Origin of the sequence: Micromonospora sp. BQ11 (assembly GCF_052068135.1) — a bacterium.
Taxonomy (GTDB): domain Bacteria; phylum Actinomycetota; class Actinomycetes; order Mycobacteriales; family Micromonosporaceae; genus Micromonospora.
Genome location: NZ_JBQHDB010000013.1, coordinates 133774 through 156514, shown reverse-complemented (window position 1 = coordinate 156514; position 22741 = coordinate 133774). Strand labels below are relative to the sequence as shown.

Below are 22741 nucleotides of genomic sequence, written 5' to 3'. Positions count from 1 at the left end.
CTAGAGGTCGTCTTCGTCATCGGACAGCGTTGTGGGTCTCCAACGTGGCTGCTGGCGTGGTGCTGCGGGCAGTGAACGGGGTTCGATGCCTCGTTGCTGTAGTTGCTGCCAGAGTGGTTCGAGGGCGGCAGCGGGGTCGTGCAGGTATTCGCTGTCCCGGATGCGAATGAACTGCCAACCGGCTCGGCGTAGTTCTCGCTCGCGGTGTAGTTCCTGCTGGACCTGCTCGGGTTGTCGGTACCGCGACGGTGTGTCGCACTCGACGGCCAACCGGCCGTTGTCGCCGACGACGACAAGATCGATGGCTCGGTGGTCGACGGGGTAGTGCGGGACTACGGCGTAGCCGCGGCGCCGGAGCTCCAGGAAGACGCGTTGCTGCAGCAGGCAGGCGAAGGGTTGGGTGCGGGTGTCGGGGGTGACGTCATCGAGCTCGGGATCGACCGTGAAGGTCGCCGGAGGGTGGAGCATGTAGGTCAGCAGGGAGTGGCGAAGGTCGGTGGGATTCAGGCTGTTAGGGGGCACCGAGGTGAACAGCCAGAGTTGGTCACGGGCGCGACTGGCGGCGACGTTGTACCGACGCTGCTCGGTGCGGCCGGTGAGAGCCGTTCTGGCCTTCGTCACGACCATGGACAGCAGGACGATGTCGCGTTCGTCGCCTTGGAAGTCGGGTGGTTGGCCAACTCGAATTTGTCGGTGGCGTATGTCGGCCGGGTCGATGCGCTCGTAGAGCAGCTTCTCAAGGATCTGATTCTGTTTGCCGCTCTGCAACGCGATGATACCGATGGTCTTGTTGCGGCACATCGGGTCGTCGATGATCTTTTGAACGTGATCGATGATGGCGCTGGCTTCGACCTGATTGCGCAGGGTTGCCCGTTGTCCCTCTTCCATGGCGTCGTTGACTTGCACGACTCTGAGGGGGTCGAGGCGGTCGGCCCCGAACTGACGGAGTGGGATAAGTCTGCCGTCGTAGAACTGCGCAGAGGACCATCCGATGATTTCGGGCATGCATCGGAAGTGTTCGGAGAGTCGAACGACATCGGAGAAGCGGGTGGCTAGGAGTTCGTAGAGATTCGAGGTGGGGAGGAAACCGTTGCGCAGGTTCAAGGCCATGTCGGCTAGGTGCCGGTCTAGGCTCTCTTGCACGGCCTCGGAGTCGTTGTTTCGGTAGTTGGCACCGGGTGCGCACTGCTTCTCGTCGCCGACGACGATGACTCGTGGTGCCAGCCACAGAAGGAAGAGGTTGTCGACGCTGGCTTGGCTGGCTTCATCGACGATGACGACGTCAAAGGCGTTGGGTCGTGGCGTGATGGTGTCGATCACGGCTGATAGGGGCATGACCCAGGCGGGGACGGCCTGCTGGGCGTTCTTCATCGCCTCGAACGCTGCGGTGAGGTACCGGTCCTTGTTCTTGCCCTGCCCTCGGCCGTAGGCGCCCATGTTGGTCTTGTAGGACTGGAGAGCTTGACGCTGTTCTTCCGTTATATGTTCCAGGCAGTGTTGCAGAGCCTGTTTACCAGCTAGCTCTGCGGTCACGCGGTTGAGTTCTAGTTCAACATCGCCGATGCGCTGCTCGTGGATCTGCTCGGTATCTGTTGGCCGGATCATCTGGTGGTAGGCCGCTGCTGCGCTCCAGGCCCACGACGCTTCGAGGTCGTTGAGGCGGTGTCCCCAGGTTGGATCGTTGAGGTTCTCGTTGATCTGGGTGGCGAGTGCCGGGTGGGCGGCGGAGAGTCTCTGGAGCAGCTGTTCGCAGCGCTGTTGTGAGGCCTTGTCGCTCCTGGCCAGATCAAGCTGTCGGCGGGCCGCCGCGTAACGGTCGATGTCGCTGCTTCCAAGAGCAACGCTGAGCTCGGCGGCTTCGGGGGCGGCGTCTGGGTTCCGGCGCCATGTCTGCATTCTGTTGGTGAGCTCAGTGATGGCTTCGGACGCCTGCCGTGCCCCGGTGATAGTCGTTCGGTTGTGGCCAATGCGGACGAGGAGGTCCCAATCTTGCGGGCTGCGGACTGCGAAGCGGATTCCGTGGCTGCGTAGAAGGCGCTCCACTGTGTCCCGCGCTGCGGCGAGCGTGCGCAGGGCCGAGGCGTTGTGTGAGATGTCGTGGAGATGTGCGACTCGACGGCGTAGCGGCCCGTGGAACGTCGGAACGCCGACCTGGGCCCATGCTTCCAGAGCCGTGGTGACGGCTGTTTCGGCCTGAAGGAAGGTGGACAGTGCGGTCAGTTCTGAGGTGGTGGCGGGCGGGGCGCCGTCAACCGTGCAGCTTTGCAGCAGGTCGGTGGCGTCGAGCTGGGCGCGTGGGGGCAGGTAGCGGCGTAGGCGTCGGCCATTGGCCAGGTGCCTACGCAGACGCTTGGCCTGGCCCGAGAGGCGGCTGAGGTGGGCTGCGGTGAGGGGTGTGGTGCCCAGGTCGATGTCGCAGTCGTTGAGCGCCGTGAGGGCACGTACGTGGGGCTCCACCTCTCGCAGTTCGGCGAATAGGGCCTCCCAGTAGGCCGGGCTTTGCCGGGTTAGGAGCGCTTCGGCGGCTCTGCGTCGCCAGTCTGCGGGGTCCCAGTCAGTGATCGCGTCGGGTAGGCCGCAGGATGCCAGGGCATCGGTGGCAACCGCGACGTGGCGCTGAATTTCAGCAAGGGTGGCGTCGTCGAGGGTGGTGAGTGACCAGGCGGTGGCGGTGTGATCGGCGCCGAGGATCCGCTCAGCGTGAGCGATGGTGGCGATCGTGGCGGCGACGTCCGCGGCGTGTGGAACCTGGTCGGGGTCGGGAATGAACTGCTGGGCTCGTGCGGCGCGTTCTGGTGTGGCGGAGGTGAGAAGCTGCCACAACTGTTGGGCCTGGTCGTTCGACAGGGGCGCATCCCCGCAGGCGCCGGTGGGTAGGGGTTCGATCCAGCCGTGCTGATCGCGGCCGGCGTTGATTTGTTCGACGATTTGCGCGAGCGTGCCGCCATAGCCAGCGGCGATCGGCGGGTGAATCGTGTACTCCTGTTCGCGGATCACGCCCAAACCCCGGATCGTCTGCTCGAGCTGAGCGCTCAGGCTGGCGCGCTGTTGCCGAAGTTGGGTGATGTCGCTACGTAGCTCGTCGACGGTGATCGTGGAGGACAGCTCCGACAGCGCGGTGATGCTGCGGTCGAGTTCGTCTGTTCCTGTCCGTTGCATGCCCGTCATGAGTACACACAGTTGCCGCACCGACTCGGGTAACTTCTCGCGGAGCACGCGCAGCGCTTGGTCCTTCTGGCTCGTGATGAGCAGCCTCTGGCCGTCGGCGAGCAGCGCGCAGATGAGGTTGGCGATCGTGTGTGTCTTGCCCGTGCCTGGTGGGCCCTGCACGACGACGGTCGTGTCGTCGCTGAGCTTGGCCAGCACCCTGCGCTGCTCTCGGTTACTGGCGAGAGGAAACAGCGGGTCGTCGCTGTTGACCGGGCGATCCCGTCCCGCGCCCTTGAGCCAATTGCAGCGTTCCGTTGCCTCGATCGGGGTCACGAGTTGCGCCAGCCCGAGGGGGGTAGGAGATTCCGCGTCCTCAAGGCTGTCAGCGATGGTGCGGTAGACCCGCTCCAGTCCCTTGCGGTCACGGCGGCGGAGGAACAGGGCTGGGGCGAGGGTCAGCCGTGTCGTGTCGGCCTCGTCGAGGAGCGGAGGTTCCCACCGGTCGTCAGCAAGGTGGAGAGCACGGTCCCAGCAACGGCGCCGCCAGAGTTGCAGTAGGCGCACCACCTCCGGCGAAAAGGGGTGCAGCTGCGCTCCCGTATCGAACCAAGGAGATTCGAAGGGCTTGGCGCGGTATCCGTCTTGAGACGTGAGAAAGTCTTGGTCCTCGATCTTCATCCGCTGGTCGAGGGACAAGGTGACCTGCAGGCTGTCGGTCGCCGGGTCCTCAACGATGGCGGCGTTCCAGACCAGCAGGTGCCGCCGAACGGCCCAGCGGCCAGCGGCGCTGGAGGTAAGGAGACCGACACCGAGCACAAGCTCCTCGGCATCGCCGCGTTGCTGTGCCAGGCGCTGAAGTCGCTCCAGGTAGGTGTAGGTGGCGCGCTGCTCCCTCATGCCGCGCTCCTGCTCGGCCCACTTCGTCCACACGGCGAGCCAGTCCTCGTACTCCCGCCGAAGGGAATCGGAGATTGCCGGACCTGTGGCTGCACGCCCACTGTCGTTCGTCACGAGTTGGAGTGGCGGGCCTTCGGCATTGCCGTACTCCGTACCGTCTAGTAGGTCACGAAGCGCTGTTGGGGGTACAGGTGGTTCCGGTGGTGGAGGGTAGGCGACCTGCATGATGACCGGTCCGCGGGAACGCGCGTTGTCTTGCGGCAGCCTACAAAGCCAGTAGGTGTTGGCCTCGTCGATCGCGTCGCGATTCGGCCGCTCGCTGCTCTTGACCTGCGCGAGCAGGTGCGCCACGAGACCTTGGGTCAGACGTCTGACGGTAGGACTTGTCGGGGACACGGGGTCCGGCACTATGCCTCCTCGGGCTCGCCCAGCCCAACAGGATGCACGCAACCAACTACTGAAGGCAACCATCTGCCGGAAGTGAGACATCTGGCGACTCAACCCAGTGACAGGGCGCAAGTCTTCCCCGGCTGTGCCGCACTTTGCCCCGACAGGGCCACCGCCCGGAACCCGACACCGGCCTGCCACACCGCTCTGCGGGGCACAACTAACACGACGTCTCGCCCAACCGCGCAGGAAGGCGGGGGTTCGCATCATCGGCGCTTCCAAGCCATACTGAGGGCATGCGTGCCACACGGCGACGTCGACCACTGAGAAGATCTCTTACGAGTCCTCCCGCGGAGGTCGAGCTTGCACAGCTCGCCGAGAACGTCCGATATGTGGGCAGCAGCGAGCATAAGAGTTACCCCTCGTTCGCCGGACAGCCACGGCTACGCGCAGATGCGAGCAAGTGCGATCCGCGCCTAGCAGACCCAAAGGAGCTAACCGCGTGGCTGCAGGCCGCCATAGCGGCAGGCAATGTCGGCGAGCCTTGGGAAGGCAACTACCCCCGCTATGTCTGGCATCGCCAGTCCGAGGTTGTCTACGAGGGTAGGCTGGTAAACCAGGAGCTCGGCCAGTACAAGGGCTACCCCCTCGAACCGGATCAGTACCCAGAGGGACTGAAATGAGTGAGTATCAAGATATAGAAATAAGGTGGGAGTGGCTGGCGGCGCCGAGTGTCAAAGCCGCCGAGCTAAGAGCAACGTGGGCTCGTCTTGAGATTCATGTCGGAGGCGAAACGCTGACTTTGGTCGAGGACAAGGAGTCTGGCAGCTCCCGCAGGTCAATCTACTGCTCCTTGTACCCTCTGGCTGAGTGGATCGCCTTTAACTGGTGGTTCCTAAGGGCTCACTCCAGGCCGGCGTCCACCCTGTCGAAGAGCCGCTCTTATGCACGGTCGGCCTCAGATCACTATCTTCAGCGACAGCGACACAACGTCCGGAGCGCAGGCGACGGATTCCTCTGGCCCAATCTATTCATTCTTCCCGAAGGGGGTACGACGCGCCTCGTTTGGCGTGCCGACCCCCCGGACGCCGCTAGCCAAGTGATTCGATTCCTTACCAGCGGCGAAGTTGTTATTGAAAGCTCTCTGTTACAGCAACGCCTTACCGACTTCGTTGAGGTGGTAGTCTCGCGGCTTGCCGAGACGGAAATCCAGGACACACAACTTCAAGTTGAATGGGCGGCCATTCAGAGCACGGAACCGCAAGAAGCAGCCTTCTGCCTGACTTCCGCGCGTCTAGGCCTTGACCCCTATTCAGAAGCGGAGAAGTATGAGGCAGATATTCTCCGAGCAGCAGATCAACTGGATGATCAGTTGCTTGACGACTTCATGGATGTGGTGCAGCCCGACAAAATCTCGGTAGCCCTAGAGTGGGTAGCTGCCGCGCAAGAGGACATTCGGCGGCTTACCGCCCCAGCCGCCGATCAAGTAGAGGCGCTCAGATCCGAGTTGTCCCCGAGCCCCGACTGGTCCCACCTTCGCCCTTGGGAGAGAGGGTGGGCGCAAGCGCGTCGGGTGCGAGGAACTCTTGGGATCGATGCGGCGGATCCGTTTGAGCTACAAGGTATTCTCCGGGCCTCCGCTCGTGCAGTGCCCCCGAGAGGGCTGCAGGCACTTGGTGGCAAGGACCCCGACACGCCTGCGTTGGTCATCGTAGGCAATCATCAGCCCGAGGCAGCAAGGCGATTCACCATCGCGAGAGCGCTGTGGCATCTACTTTGGCAAAGTGAATCCCGGTTCTTGGTTACAACGGCCTACACGGACCTGCAGAAGGTGGAGCGGGCGTTCGCGGCCGAACTGCTCGCGCCTGCCGAGGGAATCGCCGGACAACTTTCCGTTGAATCCATTCACCTAGGGGCCGAGGAGCGTGAGATAGAGGAACTTGCGAGGAAGTATCAGGTTTCGCCGATGATTGTGCAACATCAGCTTGACAACCAAATCTTGCGGTGACCGCTTGCCATCCGCAACAGCTTCCACACGTCTCGAACTCAAGTTCCCGATGATCGGCGTTCGTTGGGTGCTCTCGTCGGGCACTGGCTCGCCACCTCACCGAGCCTGAGTTGAGCCTCCTCCGACAATAGCTGCATCCGACCATGGTGGTCCGTCGCTGCGCCAACCGCTCGGCGTCAACAGATGTTCATCGACCTGCACGCCCACCTCCGCAGCGAACCGCACGCTCACATGCTCCCGATAGTGATCCAACAGCACCCCCGCCGCTAACATCCGCCCCTACGGCATGTTCATGGCTGGTACGCGCACCGGTCGGTTCTTCCTTTAGCACGACAACGGCAACGAGATCTGCGTCGGGTGCTGCGCGAGCTGGCGCCTACGAACTTGTGCCAGAACGCCACCGCGAGGCCCGCGGACTTGAATGCCAACAATCAAGCGGCTCGCCGGCCTTGAGCCGGAGGACCCGCCGGCGGCCGTCAGCCTGATCTTCCGGCGTTCGACGACCTCGCGGCGAAGTGGGGCGCCCGGTATCCGGCGGTGATCCGCGGCGGGTGTCCTTCGTGCCGGCCAGCCTGGCCAGAGCGTCCGCCCGGTGCCGCGTCTCCAGTTCGTCTCTGGGGGTCAGCGCCTCCCCCAGTGCCCGAATCTCCTTCCGCCTGACGGAGATTGCCAGCCAGGTCAGCTCTGGCTCAACTGACATGGGGTGGTGTCCGAGGTTGAACGCCCTCGCCGGCGGATCAAGTCAGCTGGCGGCGACGCCGAGGCCATCCTTGGTTCGGGCGCCAATCGCCGTCTTTCTAGGATGGATGCGCAACGCGGAGCGGAGGGGCTGTTGACCATCGGTGCAGTCGAACGCCACGTCCAAGGCGCGGACGAGGAGCACACGCCGCTGGACGGCGACGGCTTTCTCGACATCGGCGCGGCCGCCGGCATCACGCCGGCCGGGGACCTCGCCGGGCGACCGGGTAGCTTTGTCCTACTCGCGCCAGGCGGCGTCGGGAAGTCGGTCGTACTCGATGCTTTGCGGCGGCAGGAGGACGGCCTCGAGGTCGACCTCGTCGGGCTCCGGGGCGCCGATATCGGCCGAGCGATCGGTGCGGCGATCGCGTTCGGGAAACCGATTTACCTCGATTCCTTGGACGAGGCCCTGCTTACCGAGCCGGCCCTTGTCCGGCTGGTGAACCGGGCGATGTCCAGACCCGGGACCGATGGGGTCGAGTGGCGGCTCGCGTGCCGCCCTTCGGCTTGGACCAGTGCATTCGTCGACGGCGTCAAGAGTGTCGAAAGACTGCGCCTGCTGCCGATGACGCGTGAAGCGGCCCGTCGCCTGCTCGCCTCCCTCGATGTCGACGAGGGCTTTCTGGATGCGCTGGCTGCGGCGGGCCGGAGCCGGTTGAGCGCCTCGCTGTTGCATTTCATCGCGGCGGCCCGGCAGTGGCAGGAGACGGGTCGTCTTCCGGGCCGGCGCGTGGATGCCCTGGAGTCGGAGGTTCAGCGACTGCTGACCGAGCGGGAGGATCTTCGGCAGCCGTTGCGGACGGGCGCGGACGTGCGGCGCCGGACCGCCGGCCGGCTGGCTGTCTTCGCTGCGTTCGGTGGGGTCGGCCGGTTCGCGTTCCGCACCGGCGCCGGTCAGGCCGCCGTCGCGGTCGCCGAGCTACCGACTAGGCCGGAGCCGGACCGCCCCGACGTCACGGTTGGGGGCGAGGTCTACGCGGAGGTGCTGGGCAGCGCGTTGTTCGACACCGCGCCGCAGGACACCGTCGCCTTCCGGCACCAGGAGTACGTTGACTACCTCGCCGCCAGGTACGTGGTGGACCGGGCGCCCAGGCGGTCCCAGGTCGCGGCCTTGCTCGGCCTGACCGATGGGGTGCTGCCGCGCTCGATGGTCGCGGTCGCGGCGTGGATTGTGGCGCTGCGCCCGGAGTTCGCCGACATCGTAGTGCCCGCTAACGCAGCGGCCTTGGTCGAGTCCGAAGTTGACCTGCCGCCGGCCGCACGGGCGGCGGTCGTGGACGCGCTGCTCGCGGACGCGCGGGAGCACGAGGCGCCGCCGCGGTGGTCCCTGGACCTGTCGGTAGTCGTCCACCCCGACCTGGCGCGGCAGCTCAGCGACCGGCTGGCGGCCTGGATCGACCAGCCTTTCGAGGCATGGTGGATCTGTCGGCTCGCCCTGGCCGGACGAATCTCGGCGGTCGCCCCTGCGGCGCTGGCGATCGCGCTCGACGACCGGCTTCCGTCGTGGGTCCGCAGGCCTGCGATCGATGTGGTGACCGACCTAGGCTCAGCGCCCGAGCGGGCGGCTCTGCTCGACGGCCTGAAGCTCCACCCGGACGCGGACCCAGACGACGAGCTGCGGGCCGGACTGCTTGACGGGCTCTACCCGCAGCACCTGACCACCACCCGGCTGCTGCCCTTCCTCACCCGGCCGCGGCGTGTCAATTTCATCGGCGCATATCGAAAGTTCCTCTGGGAGCTCCCGGCCAGGATTCCGAACGCCGATCTGCCCGAGATTCTCGCCTGGGCGCGTGCAAGCCTCGAGCCTCATGGATTCGCCGAGGCCCGTCGATGGACGAGCGATGTGCCGGTTCGGATCGCGCAGCGAGCCGTAGCCGCATCCGATGACCCGGCAGTGCTGGGACCCTTGGCCGAGCTCGCCATCAACCTGGCCGGACACATCCGCGTCGACGCGCACTGGGCACTAGACACCGCCCAGCGTCGACATCTCACCCTCGCCGTCGCGGCAAAAATCGACGAGCACCGATGGATCGTCCTACTTCAACTCGGTCTCGTCACCGCCGACGACATCGACTGGCTGACGGACGCAGTCAACGAGGAACGAGCCACCGGCCACGACGTCCTGGCTCGATGCCTTCAGCGGCTAATTGCCCCGCCTGCCCCAACAGAAGACGAGCAAGAACACGACGAGCAAGAAACCGAGGACCGGTCCGACGCTACCTCACTCCGAGCGGCGATCTCGGCCGCCCGTCAAGACCTCGCCGCGTGGGCCGCCATCCCGATAGCTCTGGTGCTGGGCAACAAGTTGGAGCCACTGTTCTTCTGCGACCTCGCCGCTCGCCAGGGCTGGTCGCTGCTGACCAACGACGAGCAGCGAGAGGTCCTTGACCGGGGCCTCGAATACCTCGTTGGGCATTCACCCAACCCGGACCTGTGGTTGGGCAAAGCCGAGATTGGACTCGACGTCATCCGCGACTGGTCAGGGGTCTACCTGCTGACGACGCTAGCCCGCCATGCGCCGGAGCGCCTCGGCGACCTCCCGCAGACGGCGTGGGCGAGGTGGGCGCCCGCCATCGCGAACGCCTGGGCCTTCGCCGACAACGACCTGCTCGGGGACCTTGTCGACCTCGCGCCCGCCGAGGCGAAGGCCGAAATCCGTACCGCGGTGCGAACTTCGCTCGACAGCCGCAGCGAATGGCGGCGCACACCCCTCTACAAGTACTTCGCCCAGGACCTGGTGCCCGACCTGACCGCCATCCTGCCGCAGCGCCGCTACCCCGACGACCAGAATGCCGACATTCTCGCCTTCCTGATCGAACATGACCCGCACGTGGCCGCTGTCACGGCCCGGTCGGTGGCGAACGGAGATGACTCGCAGCTGTCCCGCGCCGCGAACCGGCACCTCGCCCACGTCGACACCCGCGGCACGATCGGCCGTCTGTTGAGCGAGTCGACGCCGCCCGGCGGATTCCTGGAACTCGTTGAGAGTCTGCCGCTGGACACGGTCGACGACGACCGGCTGGCCGACCTGGCCCGCCTCCTGCTCGGTCGGCTGCCGTTCACCAACACGCGGGAAGATGAGGGTTCGTTCGACAGCCCGGCGCAGCGGGAAGCCCGCATGCGCAACTACGCAGTCGAAGTGCTGGCCATGCGCGGCCTCGCCACGGAACTCAAGGTGCTAGCCGACGGGCAGCCACCGCAAGCGCAGGCGCTCATCCAACACCATCTGCGTCATGCCCGCCAGATCGCGGCCGACAATGCCCAGGCCCACCTCGACCCGACCGGCCTGCTCGACCTGCTCGGCCGCTCGGATCTACGGCTCATCCGCAACTCCGGCGACCTGATCCTCGCCCTGCTGAACCACCTCGACGACCTGCAGCATGAAATCTCGCGCAACAACGGCTTCCGCGACCTGTGGTCACCGAACGGCAAGAACCTCGGCAGCGAGGACGACATCACCGACTGGTTGCGACGCCGCCTGACCGACCAACTCGGCCGGGACCGCGTTATCCTCACCCGGGAGCCCCAGGTCGAACGCATCGCGGTCAAGGGCTCCGGCACACGCATCGACCTGACCGCAGGCGCCCCGACCAACACAACACCCATCGAAGTCGCCGAAGCGATCATCGAGGCGAAGCTGGTCAGCAACGACGAGGTGCCCACCGCACTACAAGATCAGCTCGTGCGGCGATACCTCGCAGCGACCAGCCAACGGCACGGCATCTATCTCGTGTACTGGCTTCCGCCCGAACAACGGACCTCCGGATCGCGGAAGTATGCCGACAAGCAGAGGCTCCTCGACGACATGCGGCGCTGGGCCGCGGAGGTGGCGCCGCAGTTCGACGTGAGCGTCTACGTGCTCGACGTCAGTTGGCCGAAGCGCCAGTGATGGCGAGGCTCGACGGACTTGGAAGCTCTGACGGCCGCTGCTGGAGCAGGTCAACGCACGGCTGGGTGGCCTGACGGGGGTGGTGAGCGTCGCGGACGCGTTGCATGCGCAGGTCGCTCACGCCCGCGCTGTGGCCGCTGCCGGCGGGGACGCGTACGTGTCCGGTCAAGGCCAACCAGCCGAGCTTCTACGCCCAGGACTCAGGCGCAAATCATGCACTGGGTTCCCCGGACGCCGTCGATTCCTCACTCGCGCATCGGGGTGATCAGCCGTCCGCTTGCAGGATCATCGTCTCCTTGACGATCTGACGGATCTGGGCGCTGCAGTCCGCCTGCAGCTGCGCAGCCAACTGGTCCCGCAGAGCGGCGTCGTACTGCCCGATCCGGCCAAGCGCATTCGCCAACTGCCTACGTACCTTGGAGGAGGCGTCAGCCGCGAGGTCTGCACCGAGATTGCGGTTCACCGGATTACGCGACCAAAGGACGGCCGCCATCTGCCGCGCTGCCGGGCTCTCGTGCTGTGCCAGGACACGGATCGCGTCGGTGCCGCTGGGATCGATGTCGATGAAGTGGCGCAGACCCTGAACGCCGTTCCGTTCCGCTAGGCGACTGAGAGCCAGGGCGTGGACGCGTTGGACCTGGTCCTGCCTGACAGCCAACTGTCCTACCGCCCGAAACACGGCATCCTCAAGTCGACCACGGAAGATGCGCAGGTCCAGATCGCCGGGGGCCAGCCCGCCGATCAACAGCCACGCCTTGTCGAAAACCTCCTGCCGCTTGCTTTCGTCAAGTGCAGGAGCAAGATCTGTCACCGCAATCATGGCCGCCGCGCGGTGGTCTTCTGCGGTGAAACCGTCCGAAGCGATCTCGATGAGCTTGTCGGCGAGCCTGTCCCGGTCCTCCACTGACAGGGCATGACCGAAGTAGCCGCTGGATTCGTGCGTCGTCCCACCGGACTCGTCGGTCGTGACTCGATGGCCGGTAGGAGCCTGATGCACCTCCTCGACGGCGCGCACCGCCTGCTCGTTCACAGCGGGGTGAGATATCTGCATTCGAGCCAGGAGCTCAACGGCGCCAGCCCGAACAGTTTGATTGGGGTCGCCGGCCTGAACCTCCAAGACGTCTCTCAACCGGTGCAGGGCGGGCCCGGCTTCCCACAGGAGCGCGGTATGGCCCGGTTCTGGCATGTCCCGAATGCCGGCGGTGAGTGTCTGCAAGAGCGCGGGGTGCCCAGGGTTCGCCCGCAGCATCCTGGCAATGGTTTTGATCGCTCGACGCATTGACAGCTGGGACACCTGATGGTTGAGGTACGGGGTGAGCGCGTCCGTCACCTCCGCGATGTCTTCACCTCGAAGCTCGAAAGCCAGGTTGGACAGGGCACCGATGGCGGTCTCGCGAATGTCGTTGTCGGTCCAACCGGAGGCGGGCGCGACCTCAAGCCGGGTGAGTATCCACGGTAGATACGAGCCGGACCTGTCCGCAGGCACGATGTCGGCGACGACACTGAACGCTGCCAGCGCTGCCCTGATCGCCCATGGGGCCAGCGGCGGATCATTCAGGCAGCCCGCCGCGTCGGCACCGACTTTCCTGGCTGCCGCGATCGCTATCTCGACCTCACCGGCTGCTACGGCGTGGCGCAGCGCCTCAGCGAATTCGGAGGTGGTCATGTGGAAGTCGGCCAGGTTGGTGTGCGCCTCCCGCTCGCCCGCCAGGTCACCTCGCACCCATGATTCGAGCAGTTGCTGACGAAGGGCGTGGCGAACGACTGTGGCCCCCGGGCGAAAGCGGCGGATCGGATGCTGGAAGGCGCGCAACTGCTGCAGTGCGTTCGTCTCGGTTCGGGAGCCCGCGAAGAGCGCCCGGCCTTCGCGGGCTACGGCTCTTGCGCGCTGCCCGTACTCCATGACCTCGAAGGTGAGTCCGTTGCCGAAGCTGGCGTGCAGCCCTCGCAATGCCCACAGGTAGTCCTGAACGTCTTCTCCGAGCTGGGCGAGACCGGCGCCTTTGACCGCCTCAAACCATTGAGCGTTGGCCTCGTTCGGTTTGCTCAGCCACATCAGCCATCGCGCGTACCGGGCGTGCACGACCGCGCTCAACTGCGGGGTAATGGTTCCTGATCGCGCTTCCGTTACGAGGTCGTCGTGCTGGCCGGTCACATCCGCCACCGCGAGGCGCAGCCGCACGCGGTCCTCCGCCTCGACGGCGTCGGCCGCGGGCAGCAAGCGTGGCAGAGCCTGTTGAGCCATCCGTACGACCCGTCCCAGCACCATGGTGTCGGCGTTGATGAGCGCGATCTCTGCCAGCCTCCGCAGTGCGGCGACTGCTGCGCTAGTCGGGCCCCCGTCGGACATGACGAGCAGTTCGGTGGCCTCGGCTGCCCTCGTCAGCGCCTCGCCCGGCTCGTCGAGGGCGGCGTCGAGGGCCAAGAGGGCTATGGATCGCTGAATACGCGGATCGGTCACTGCCCATATCGGTGACGGGCTGGACGGTGCGCTGGCGGCGGGGCGAGCGAAAGGTGCTCGGAGCTGCCCTGCCGTCAGGACGGAGCGGGCCGACAGCATTAGGTTGAGGTCCGGGGATGATGAGGACGCGTGGCCAGAGTCAATGTGGTGCTCCAGCGCCACCAAGCACTCTTCGTATACGGCTTCCACGTCGCCGGCGGCAAGCAGGAGTGAACGAGCCTCCGTAAGGTACTGCGCGGCGTGTGGTGCGAAACCCTTCGCCGCCAACTGCTGGGCGATATCCCTCAACATGGCGGCGGCCTCGCGCGGACTCGTGTTCCTCAAGTGTTCGGCGGCGTTGACTCGCTGCGTCAGGTACATGCCCTCCACCGGCCCGCGAAGGAATGCGTCCGTGTCCTGGGCCGCGATCAGCGTCGGAGCGTGAGGGTGGGCGCCGTACACGGCCGCGACGACGTGTTCGCCGAACCATCGCAGAGTAACGTCCCGGTGCTGAATCAGATCACTGGTGAACTTGCGTCGGTCCCGCAGTGAAATTGTGCGGCCTGGGTAGGCGGCGCGAAGGGCCGCCAGCTCCTTATCCACGGCGACGTCGTTCACGTCGCCGGCCCAACACAACTCGAAGTGGCACGCGTCGAACGGCGGCTCATCCTGATCAAAGTAGTCCCGAACGGCTTTGCGTAGCTTGGCGGCCGTAAGTCTCTCGTCGCGGCATCGCATCTGATAAACAGCGCGGGTGCCATCGTGGCGAGTGCCGTACACGTCGATCCCATCCTGGGTGTCCCCCGAGCCGCCATAGATCCGGGCGTCGCGGAGCGCGTCCAGCCGTTCGACGGCCTCCAGCCCGAATCCCTCGAACCCGGTCCCCCCGCGGTCCAGTAACGGCAGATACCTGCCGTTGACGCCGGTGGGCGGCAGCGGAAAAGATGCTGGCGGACGGACGATCTGTTCGCGGGCGATCTCACGTCCCGGGGCACCCGGGACAGCATCGCTACGGTGCGCGGCCACCTGCACACTCTAGGGTCGCTCGCGGTGGAACCGATCCCTGGCCCGCCCGGTGCGAGTCAAGCAGCTTGATGCGTGGCCCGAACGCACCCGCCTCACCAACGCGACCGCCGGGCAAGCGGCACGACAGTATCCTGACCAGCGGCGGGCAACGACCCCACGCGCTGGCCTGGGAAACCGCCGAATAGCTCCAAGCGTGGACACGGCTCACAAGGCAGCTGCCGCGACCAGGGTAGGGCGCCAGTCGCGGGGCCGCGCCGCGTGCGGTGCACCCCGGAGCCGCCTCACCCGGAGCACCGCACGCGGCTACCCGCCCCTTACTTGGTCGTCGGTGAGACGGCGCCGCTCGCCTGCGACCACCGGTCGGCGTGGTCCGCTAGGCGGGCCAGCGGATGGGGTTGGCCGGTCATGGCCGACAGTGCGTTGGCCACGTCGTGCAGATCAGCCTTGATATAGGTGGTGGTGGAGGATCCGGGGCTGTCGGTGTGACCGGCGTAGGCGCGGGCGATGCCGTAGCCGAAGTGCCGCTCCACCCAGGTAAGGGTGGTGTGGCGTAGCCAGTGTGTGGATACGCCGTGCACGGCGACCCAGGGCAGGCGCTCGCCGAGGCGTTTCCACAGGTGGTCGTAGCGGCGGCTCGTGATCGGTTGGCCGGCACGGTTGCGCAGCAGTGGGTCGGTGAGCAGGACCGCGCCGCGGGCGCGGGCGTGCTCGTGCAGGTGTTCGGCGAGGTCGAGGGTGATCGGTTGCCACCGGATGGTGGCGCCTTTCTCGGTCAGGCGGACGAGTCCGTTGATGGTGTCCAGGTCGACCAGGCGCAGGGCCAGTGCGCCGCCGCGGCGGCAAGCGGTCTCGGTGTGCAGGCGCAGGACCAGTGCGTCGAGGATGACGTCGTTGCCGCTGGTACGAGCCTCGATATTGATTTCTTCCAGCTCGTGTGGGGTCAGGGCGCGGCGGGTGCTGGGCAGGCGGCGGGGTTTCGCGACCCGGTGGGCGGGGCTGGCGGAGGCGTCGATCAGGCCATCGGCGATGGCCCGGGTGTAGAAGGCGCGGGCGGCGGCGACGACGTGCTCGCCGGCGTGCCGGCCGTTGCGGCTGTTGCGCCGCGACACCGCGCTGGCCATCATCAGTTGCTTTAATGCCTCGATGTCGCTGGCGGCGACGCCGTCCAACGGTCGGTCGGGCCAGGCGGCAGCCATTCGTTCCCAGTAGGTGCCGTACGTACGGCGTGCTCCAGGCCCGGCTGCGGCGAGAACGCGCGGCAGGTACTCCGCGACCGTGGGTAGGGCGGCCCGAGCGCAAGGTTGGGCTTGGAGGTCGGCCACGGTGACGCCCAGGTGGGCCAGGACCTGGTGTGCGGCGGCTACAGCAGACGGGTCAGCGGTCACTGTCGCCTCCTGCCAACTGGTGGTGCAGGTCGGTGAGGAGGCGGGCGACGGTGCCGACGGGATGAACGACGAGCAGGTCATGCGTGATGAAGGCGGCCAGGAGGACAGGCTGGCCGGGCTCGATCCGGCACATCTGCCGGGCGCTCTCCGGCAGGGGCAGTTCGCCTCGGCTGCCCACCTGGTACCGGTCGTCCTGCGCGGAGGTGATGACGAGCATGCCTTGGCACAGTTGGACGTCGAGGCGATGTCCCGGTGCCCAGCCCATCGCGTGCAGGAGGTGCTGGGCGCTCACCCGGCCGCAACGAGCGGGGACAGCCATCCACAGCAGCAGCCCCGAGGCGTCGATGATTGCCGGCGGGCAAACGCGGGCGGGTAGCGCTGGCATCGGCATCGGGCGTGGGCTCGGCCGCGCGGGCGAGGTAGCAGGGATGAGCGGACGAACGAGTTGCTCAAGGGCGTGGGTAGTTCGTGTCATGACGACACAACTTCGCGACTCCCGACACACCTACGGCCCGCACGTTAGTGGCTTGGATCGGCGACGGGCGCCTGAGACGATGAGTTGGTGTTGCTCTACGTCGATGCCACCGCCGCGTACCGCGACGACGAAAGGTGGGGTTTCCACCTGGCTAACGAGATGGCCCGACGGCTCCGGGTCTCCTTCGGCGCTGACGAGGTGAAGCGGATGCTGGAACGGGCCGTGCTGTTTGCTCCTCCTGAGGGCCCGCACTTCGTGTACGAGGAAAATGTGCGGCTGTTCACGGGACGACAAGGGCGAGGTCCCCTGCATGTCGCCTTGGACACGAATCTGTTGATCGATTACTTCACGTATGGGCATCGGCTCTGGACGGGCGACAGCGTCGTTGGTCTTGTGTCCGGCGAGGATTACGCGACAGACCTGGAATCGCTGCAACTTGTTCTCGCCCTGTGGGCGGTTCGGGACATCCGCTTCATCATGCTCGCGGCGTCCATCGACGATGCGAAGAAGACCCTGTCCCAGGAGCGTCGTGTGCAGCGGCTGCTTGCCTTCGAGGAGTTCACCGCCGCGCTACAACTCTTGGGCTGGGGGGAACCGGAGGAGCGCCCCTCCCGCGAAGGGCTGCTGATCCTGCCCGAGCGAGAGATGACGCGAGCCTTGACGGCTGTTCCAGCCGGGAACGACCGCCGGCTGGTGCACGATGCGCTCCAGGTCGGCGCGAACGTGTTCTTGACGCGCGACGTCGGGATCCTCAAAGCCACGGACGCGTTGCGGCCGTTTGGTCTGCTCATCGCGACGCCCGCTGACCTGCTCGAGGAGCTGTTCGCCTGCGGGGCTTTCCATTGCTTCCTCGGTCCGCGCTACCTGTACTGGCCGGCACCCGACCAGCAAAGAATCGGGCATCTCATCCACGCCCTCGATCCCGACATGCGGCCGTAGCGCGACCGCATCAGCGTCGACAGCCCCACCTGGGGCCTGCTGCTGTCTGGCAGGATGCCTCCGTTACTGGCACGTCGGTCCGATACACCTCGTGACGTGAGGGGATGCTGTCATGCCTGAAGGGCTACACGGACCGAACGTTCTGACGCTGACGCTGCGCGAGGACTGGACCGCGGATCAGCGCCGCCACGCCGTGCTGGTCGATGACCTGAACGCCCGACTGACGCTGACCACTCACTCGATCATGGTGGAGATCCGCCGGTGGGACCGCGCCCCGCGGATGCGCCCGCTCGTCGCCTGGATCGACAAGACGATCGCCCAGCTGCGCGGAGAACCGGCCGCGTTGCCCGTCGAGCATGGTGTGCCCGGAACGATGTACCGCAGCGCAGCCGTCGACATCGACGTCCGCTTCCTTGCGCTGCCCGCCGGCTACCGCATCTGCGCCGACGACGACATCGTGGTCAATGGCGCGGCAATCGGTGGTCTTGTCGATTCCGCAGCCAGGCTACGGGGTCGGCTCGAGCACAAGGCCGTGAAGTACGAGCTACGCGACAAGCCGTTCGCGCTCGTGGCTGGCATCCGTGACAGCATGTGCGACATCCGGGAGGTTCACGAGGCCTTGACCGGCACGTCAGCAATCCAGATCTCGAGCGGAGCCATGATCCGTAAGGGTGACGGGTTCTTCGGCACCGGCCGGGACCGCACCGCCGGCAAGCACCAGCGGGTCTCGGCTTCTTCTCGGTGCACGAGTGGTTCCCCGGCGGCCCCTACCGGCCGCGAATCACCCGGTTCGACAACCCCCTGGCGTCGTACGTCTTCCCCGCAGACACGATGCCCTACGGCGGCCGCTGGGGCGTCACCGAGCAGACCCAGCAACACATACGCGCCGACTGGCTGACGCCGGCACAGGCCATGCTGCCCGCCTGAGTCCTCCACGGTCCTTGACGGTTTCGCCATGGCGCGTCTGTCGCGACAGTGCGTCGATCTGCTTAGGGTGTGGCGCTGTCGACACTTGGTCCTTATCCGACGGAGGCATTTGGGATGACCGCCCCTGATCCCACTCACATGGTCAAATACTGCCGCGACGTGCTGCCCAGCATGCTGACTGAAGCATGCGACGTGGACGAGGATCTGGCCCACCGTATCGGCGACGACGTGTTGCAGCGGGCTGAGGCGCTGGCGGCTCTGCCGCAGCGTGAGCAGGACGTGTTGATCGCGCCGTTCGTCGAGGAGGTGTTCGACCACGAGCCGCTGGCGTCACCGCTGGATCTGAGGGCCAAGGTCACCCTCGTAGTGCGAAACAGCCTGCTCGAGCAGGCACACCACGACGGCCCGCTTGGCAGCGGGATCATCCCGGCGACGGAGTACGCGGCCGGCCCGCTGTCGCATCTGCTGGCCGCGCGCCGCCGCCAGCCCATCGCCGCTCAGGATCCGAACCCTTTCGCCGGGCTGGCGGGGCGCTATCCGCGTGCGTGGGCGTGTCTGGACGCGCTGACCGACACCTTCGCCGCAGGTGGCCGCGGTCCACTGCGCCTACCTTCGGCACCCACGCCCAGCCTGCCTTCCGGCCATGAGGTAGTCACGGCACCACGGTCCGACGACGGCACGATGACCGTGTTCAGCGCGATCGACCCGCGCTTCGACCAGGGCCTGGTGGACCTGCTCGGGAAGGCCGCCGAAGGCGATTTCGTACTGTGCACGTCGGCGCTCAGCCGGTACTCGCGCAACAGCGAGAAACTGCACCGCATCCTCGAATTCCTTCTCGCGCACAGGGCCACAATCCTGACCACCAACTATTTGATCCGCCACACCGACGTCTGGGTCCGCCGCGGCGCGCTCGTCAAACCAGACAGCAGCAAGCCCTTCGCCGGCGTGCTCGACACCCAGGGACTGGCCGGCACCCACCGGAAGATAGCCGAGAGCGTCGCCGCGCAGCGGGGCCTGCGCTGATGCCATCAGGCGGTTGCGCGTCGGCTTCAACACGTCATTGATCAGCTTCGGATGCCGACGTTTTCGGAGTTAATCGAAGGGGTTGCAGCTAACCGCTAAGGCCTGCAAGAGCGGTGGCAACGACCCGGCCCGGGAGCATCGTCGTCATGCGTCACTGACCTCGGCTTCGGCGGTGGCGGTCGCCTTGGCGACGATGGGATCCGGATGTCACCCAGCCATGGCAAGCAGCTCGTGAGCGACCGATGCCGCGACCAGGAGCCGTTGCGTCGATTGCTGCATCGCCGGGGACCACACGGGCTGCTGCTCACGGAGGGCCTTGCGCCTCTTGAACGCCGGGCAAGCCGCACCAGGAAGATGTACGTCTCCGACGTGGCAGATCAAGGACACTTCTTATCGTCGGAGCTTCCGCAAGTTTGCATCCATCAGCCATGATGGACGTCGTGCCCAAACGACAGTTGACCGCCTGCGCGCTCCTTCTGATGATCGTTGTTTCACTAGTGATGATCTTTAGCGGGAGCCTCGACGGCGCGGCAGCGTGGGCAAACATCATCGCGTTACCGGTAGCGATCGCCGGTGTGATCTTGACGATTCGAAGCGCCAGCGGCTCGGTATCCTCGTCTAGCGCTCAGGATCGCGACAGCTTGAGCGGCCCGGCGAAGTCGGGCAGAGCTAGCCCTGTGGTCAACCAGGTCGGGTTCAGTGGCGGGCGTCAGGCCAATGTCGCGGGCGACTACTTCGAGCGAGGCCATGATGACCGCGAGGGCAGGTGAGCGTGGTAGATCGGCAAACTGGCTTTGGTGGCGAACGTCAGGCCAACGTCAAGGGGTCCTACTACGAAGGGAACGTCGATAAGAGCACCCACACGCATCACCATCGCCACTACGCACCCAGGGCTAATGTCGACCTCAGGGAAGATGAGGCAACGGAGTCTGGCTCGGGAAGTGGCGCGGCAGCAGCCGCAGGTGGGGGTGGACTGGGCGTCGTCGTCGTTCTTGCTGTCTTGGGCTACTTCATCTTCGGCGGAAATGAGCCGTTCCCGGCGACGTCAGATCCCTGGCCGGCCGAGGTGAAGCAGGAGGCCGTGGTCGCGGCTGCAGGTGGCTGGCTCGACAAATGCGCGAAGTCACCGTCTGCGACCCCGGCCAATTGCCCGCAATCCATCGTCGAGACCTCGGACGTCTCCAAGGTCCGTTGGGCCTTCTACGGCAACCCTCTGGAAGCTGCGGTCATCTACTACACCGAAGCGGAGAGCCGGTTCGACATGCTCGGGACTGTCATGGTGACGGCGGACTACACCGCTTCAAAGGATCTACGCCGGGTCGTGACGCCAGCGAAGTACTGGGCCAAGGTGAAGTGGGTCGATGGGAGGCTTGACGTCCAGGAGATCAAGGAGCACTCGGCCATAGGCGACCCCGATGTAGTGAAGCAGGATCCCAAGGTGCCTTGGGATCTGGTCGCCGCAAAACTGAGCGACGCGTTCACACGATGCGTGCGAGACGCCAAGTCGGCTATGCCGGCTGGATGCCCCGAATGGAGTCCGCCGTCGGGCGCCGAGAAGATCAAATGGTCTTCTACGGGTGATCCACTCCTGACCGCTCGCGCTACCTTCGATCCGAAGTTCGCGATCTACCGCGTCAAGGGCACTTACGAGTTGGCCGTGCGCTATACCTGGCTCGGAACCACGAAGACCGACACTCGAAATCCCACCTATGAAGCTTGGATAGCTCCGACAGCGGCAGGGCCCGTCGTACTCCAGATCAAGGACACGACCACGGTCTAGGTTTGATCGTCATCGATGCGCTTGAACGACGACCCGGTCGATGCCTGGCCGACGATAGCCACCATCGGTGCAGACGTAGCGAGTGGATGGGGTTGGCCGGTAAGAGCGGCCAGCGCGGTAGCGACGGCGTGCAGGTCGGCCTTGATGTAGGTGGTGGTGGCGGGTCCACGGCTGTCGGTGTGGCCGGCGTAGGCGCGGGCCACACCGTAGCCGGAGTGGCGTTCGACCCAGGTCAGGGTGGTGTGGCTCAGCCAGTGCGTGGTGATGCCCTGGGCGGCGACCCACGGTAACTGTCGGCCGATGCGTTTCCACAGCAGGTCGTAGCGCCGATAGGTGGCAGGTTGGCCATTGCGGTAACGCAGCAGCGCATCGGTCGGTGCGACGGCGCCGCGGGCTCGAGCGTGATCGTTTAGTCGGCTGCCGAGCATCGGGGTGATGGGCTGCCAGCGTTGCGTGCCACCCTTCTCGCGCAGCCGGATGAGCGCGTGGTCGGTGTCCAGGTCGGTCAGGCGCAGCGCGAGGGCGCCGCCGCGTCGACAGCCGGTTTCGGTGTGCAGGCGCAGCAACAGTGCGTCGAGCACGATGTCATTGCCGCCGCTGCGGGCGGCGGCGTTGATGTCGGACAGTTCATCGGGGGTGAGAGCGCGGCGGGTGTTGGGCAGCCGGCGGGGTTTGCGGACCCGGTGGGCGGGGCTGTCCATGACGGTGAGGTAGCCGTCGGCGATGGCGCGGTTGTAGAAGGCGCGGGCGGCGGCGATGAGGTGCTCGCCGGCATGCCGGCCGTGTCGGGAGTTGCGGCGAGAGCGGGCGCCTGCGGCGGCCTGTCGCATGAGGGCTTCGATGTCGCTGGCCCGCACCGCGTCGATGCGCCGATCGGCGAAGGCGGCGGCCATTCGTCGCCAAGAACTGCCGTAGGTGCGTCGGGTGCCCGGGCTCGCCGCCGCGACAACAGCAGGAAGGTACTCGGCGACTGTCGGCACGGCAGGCCGGTTACTGCCGGTGAGGTCGGCGGCGGTGACGCCGAGGTGCTCGAGCATCGCTCGGGCGGTGGCAACACGATCGGGATCCGTGGTCATGAGGGCTCTCCAAGGATGCGGGCGTGAAGGTCGGCCAGGACCGCCGTGATGGTGTTTGAGGGGTGCACGACAATGCGGTTCTGGCGGGGCAGGGCAGCCAGGAGCACGGGTTCGCCGGTGGCGATGCCGCACAGGTGTCGGGCGGCGGCCGGTAGGGGCAGTTCCTCGCGAGTGCCCACGACGTGCGCGCCATCGGCAGCCGGGGTGATCAGGATTGCGCCGGTCACGGCGTCGACGTGCAGGGTGAGGCCTGGCGTCCAGCCCAAGGCCCGCAGCAATGCGCGAGCGGTCACGCGGCCGGCGGCGTCGGGGCGCGCCACGTCGAACAGCAGGCGGCCATCGCCACTGCGGGCGGCGGGCGCGGGCAATGTCGGCAGCGGTGCCGGCTCCGGTACCGCGACGGGCAGCGGGGTTGGCACGAGGGCCTCGACGAGCTGTTCGTCGGGCTGGCGGGGACGCGGGCGGCCGGAACTCACCTAGGCCCCCGCCAGGGCGGACACAGCGGTGTCAGCGCAGGTGGAAGCCACTCCCGGCGTCTGGGTGCACAGATGCCACGTACCGGTTCCCGCTCCCACGCGAGGGGAGTTGATCTCGCGTGGAT

At 66.2% G+C, this 22741-nt stretch carries 14 protein-coding genes; 8 read left to right on the top strand and 6 right to left on the bottom strand.

Annotation, left to right across the window (positions count from 1 at the left end):
• On the bottom strand, positions 1-4398 hold the full coding sequence (locus ACTMSW_RS24800) for an AAA domain-containing protein (protein WP_441183083.1): 4398 nt from the start codon (positions 4396-4398) through the stop codon (positions 1-3).
• Between the two features lie 332 nt (positions 4399-4730).
• Between ACTMSW_RS24800 and ACTMSW_RS24795 the strand changes: the two genes are divergently transcribed.
• From ACTMSW_RS24795 to ACTMSW_RS24785, 3 genes are all read left to right on the top strand, one after another.
• Entirely contained in the window at positions 4731-5117 is a 387-nt protein-coding gene (locus ACTMSW_RS24795) for a hypothetical protein (protein WP_441183082.1), read from the top strand.
• 416 nt (positions 5118-5533) lie between these two features.
• Positions 5534-6442 carry an ImmA/IrrE family metallo-endopeptidase gene (locus tag ACTMSW_RS24790; protein ID WP_441183081.1) on the top strand — a complete coding sequence of 303 codons (909 nt, stop codon included), beginning with the start codon at positions 5534-5536 and terminating at the stop codon, positions 6440-6442.
• A gap of 706 nt (positions 6443-7148) precedes the next feature.
• Complete coding sequence (locus tag ACTMSW_RS24785) at positions 7149-11069, top strand: hypothetical protein (RefSeq protein ID WP_441183080.1); 3921 nt, start codon at positions 7149-7151, stop codon at positions 11067-11069.
• A 265-nt stretch (positions 11070-11334) separates the two neighbouring features.
• On the opposite strand, the gene ACTMSW_RS24780 is transcribed toward ACTMSW_RS24785, so the two are convergent.
• The 3 genes from ACTMSW_RS24780 to ACTMSW_RS24770 all read right to left on the bottom strand — a co-directional run bounded on the left by ACTMSW_RS24780 (position 11335) and on the right by ACTMSW_RS24770 (position 16239).
• A complete protein-coding gene (locus ACTMSW_RS24780) occupies positions 11335-14535 on the bottom strand; it encodes a hypothetical protein (RefSeq protein ID WP_441183079.1) in 3201 nt (1066 codons plus the stop codon).
• A gap of 314 nt (positions 14536-14849) precedes the next feature.
• Positions 14850-15920: a tyrosine-type recombinase/integrase gene (locus tag ACTMSW_RS24775; protein WP_441183078.1), complete on the bottom strand. Its 1071-nt coding sequence runs from the start codon at positions 15918-15920 to the stop codon at positions 14850-14852.
• Positions 15910-16239: a hypothetical protein gene (locus tag ACTMSW_RS24770; protein ID WP_441183077.1), complete on the bottom strand. Its 330-nt coding sequence runs from the start codon at positions 16237-16239 to the stop codon at positions 15910-15912. Before ACTMSW_RS24770 ends, ACTMSW_RS24775 begins: the two co-directional genes overlap by 11 nt.
• 243 nt (positions 16240-16482) lie before the next feature.
• Here ACTMSW_RS24770 and ACTMSW_RS24765 point away from each other — a divergent pair, with 243 nt between their 5' ends.
• The 5 genes from ACTMSW_RS24765 to ACTMSW_RS24745 all read left to right on the top strand — a co-directional run bounded on the left by ACTMSW_RS24765 (position 16483) and on the right by ACTMSW_RS24745 (position 21064).
• Positions 16483-17334 carry a hypothetical protein gene (locus ACTMSW_RS24765; protein ID WP_441183076.1) on the top strand — a complete coding sequence of 284 codons (852 nt, stop codon included), beginning with the start codon at positions 16483-16485 and terminating at the stop codon, positions 17332-17334.
• Positions 17335-17446: 112 nt separating this feature from the next.
• The gene (locus ACTMSW_RS24760; protein WP_441183075.1) at positions 17447-18232 is read left to right on the top strand and encodes a hypothetical protein; all 786 of its coding nucleotides are present in this window, start codon (positions 17447-17449) and stop codon (positions 18230-18232) included.
• 143 nt (positions 18233-18375) lie between these two features.
• The gene (locus ACTMSW_RS24755; protein ID WP_441183074.1) at positions 18376-19284 is read left to right on the top strand and encodes a hypothetical protein; all 909 of its coding nucleotides are present in this window, start codon (positions 18376-18378) and stop codon (positions 19282-19284) included.
• A 428-nt stretch (positions 19285-19712) separates the two neighbouring features.
• On the top strand, positions 19713-20054 hold the full coding sequence (locus ACTMSW_RS24750) for a hypothetical protein (RefSeq protein ID WP_441183073.1): 342 nt from the start codon (positions 19713-19715) through the stop codon (positions 20052-20054).
• Complete coding sequence (locus ACTMSW_RS24745) at positions 20051-21064, top strand: hypothetical protein (protein ID WP_441183072.1); 1014 nt, start codon at positions 20051-20053, stop codon at positions 21062-21064. Before ACTMSW_RS24750 ends, ACTMSW_RS24745 begins: the two co-directional genes overlap by 4 nt.
• Here ACTMSW_RS24745 and ACTMSW_RS24740 read toward each other — a convergent pair.
• A complete protein-coding gene (locus tag ACTMSW_RS24740; RefSeq protein ID WP_441183071.1) occupies positions 21061-22140 on the bottom strand; it encodes a tyrosine-type recombinase/integrase in 1080 nt (359 codons plus the stop codon). The genes ACTMSW_RS24745 and ACTMSW_RS24740 overlap by 4 nt on opposite strands.
• On the bottom strand, positions 22137-22616 hold the full coding sequence (locus ACTMSW_RS24735; protein ID WP_441183070.1) for a hypothetical protein: 480 nt from the start codon (positions 22614-22616) through the stop codon (positions 22137-22139). Before ACTMSW_RS24735 ends, ACTMSW_RS24740 begins: the two co-directional genes overlap by 4 nt.
• Between the last annotated feature and the right edge of the window lie 125 nt (positions 22617-22741).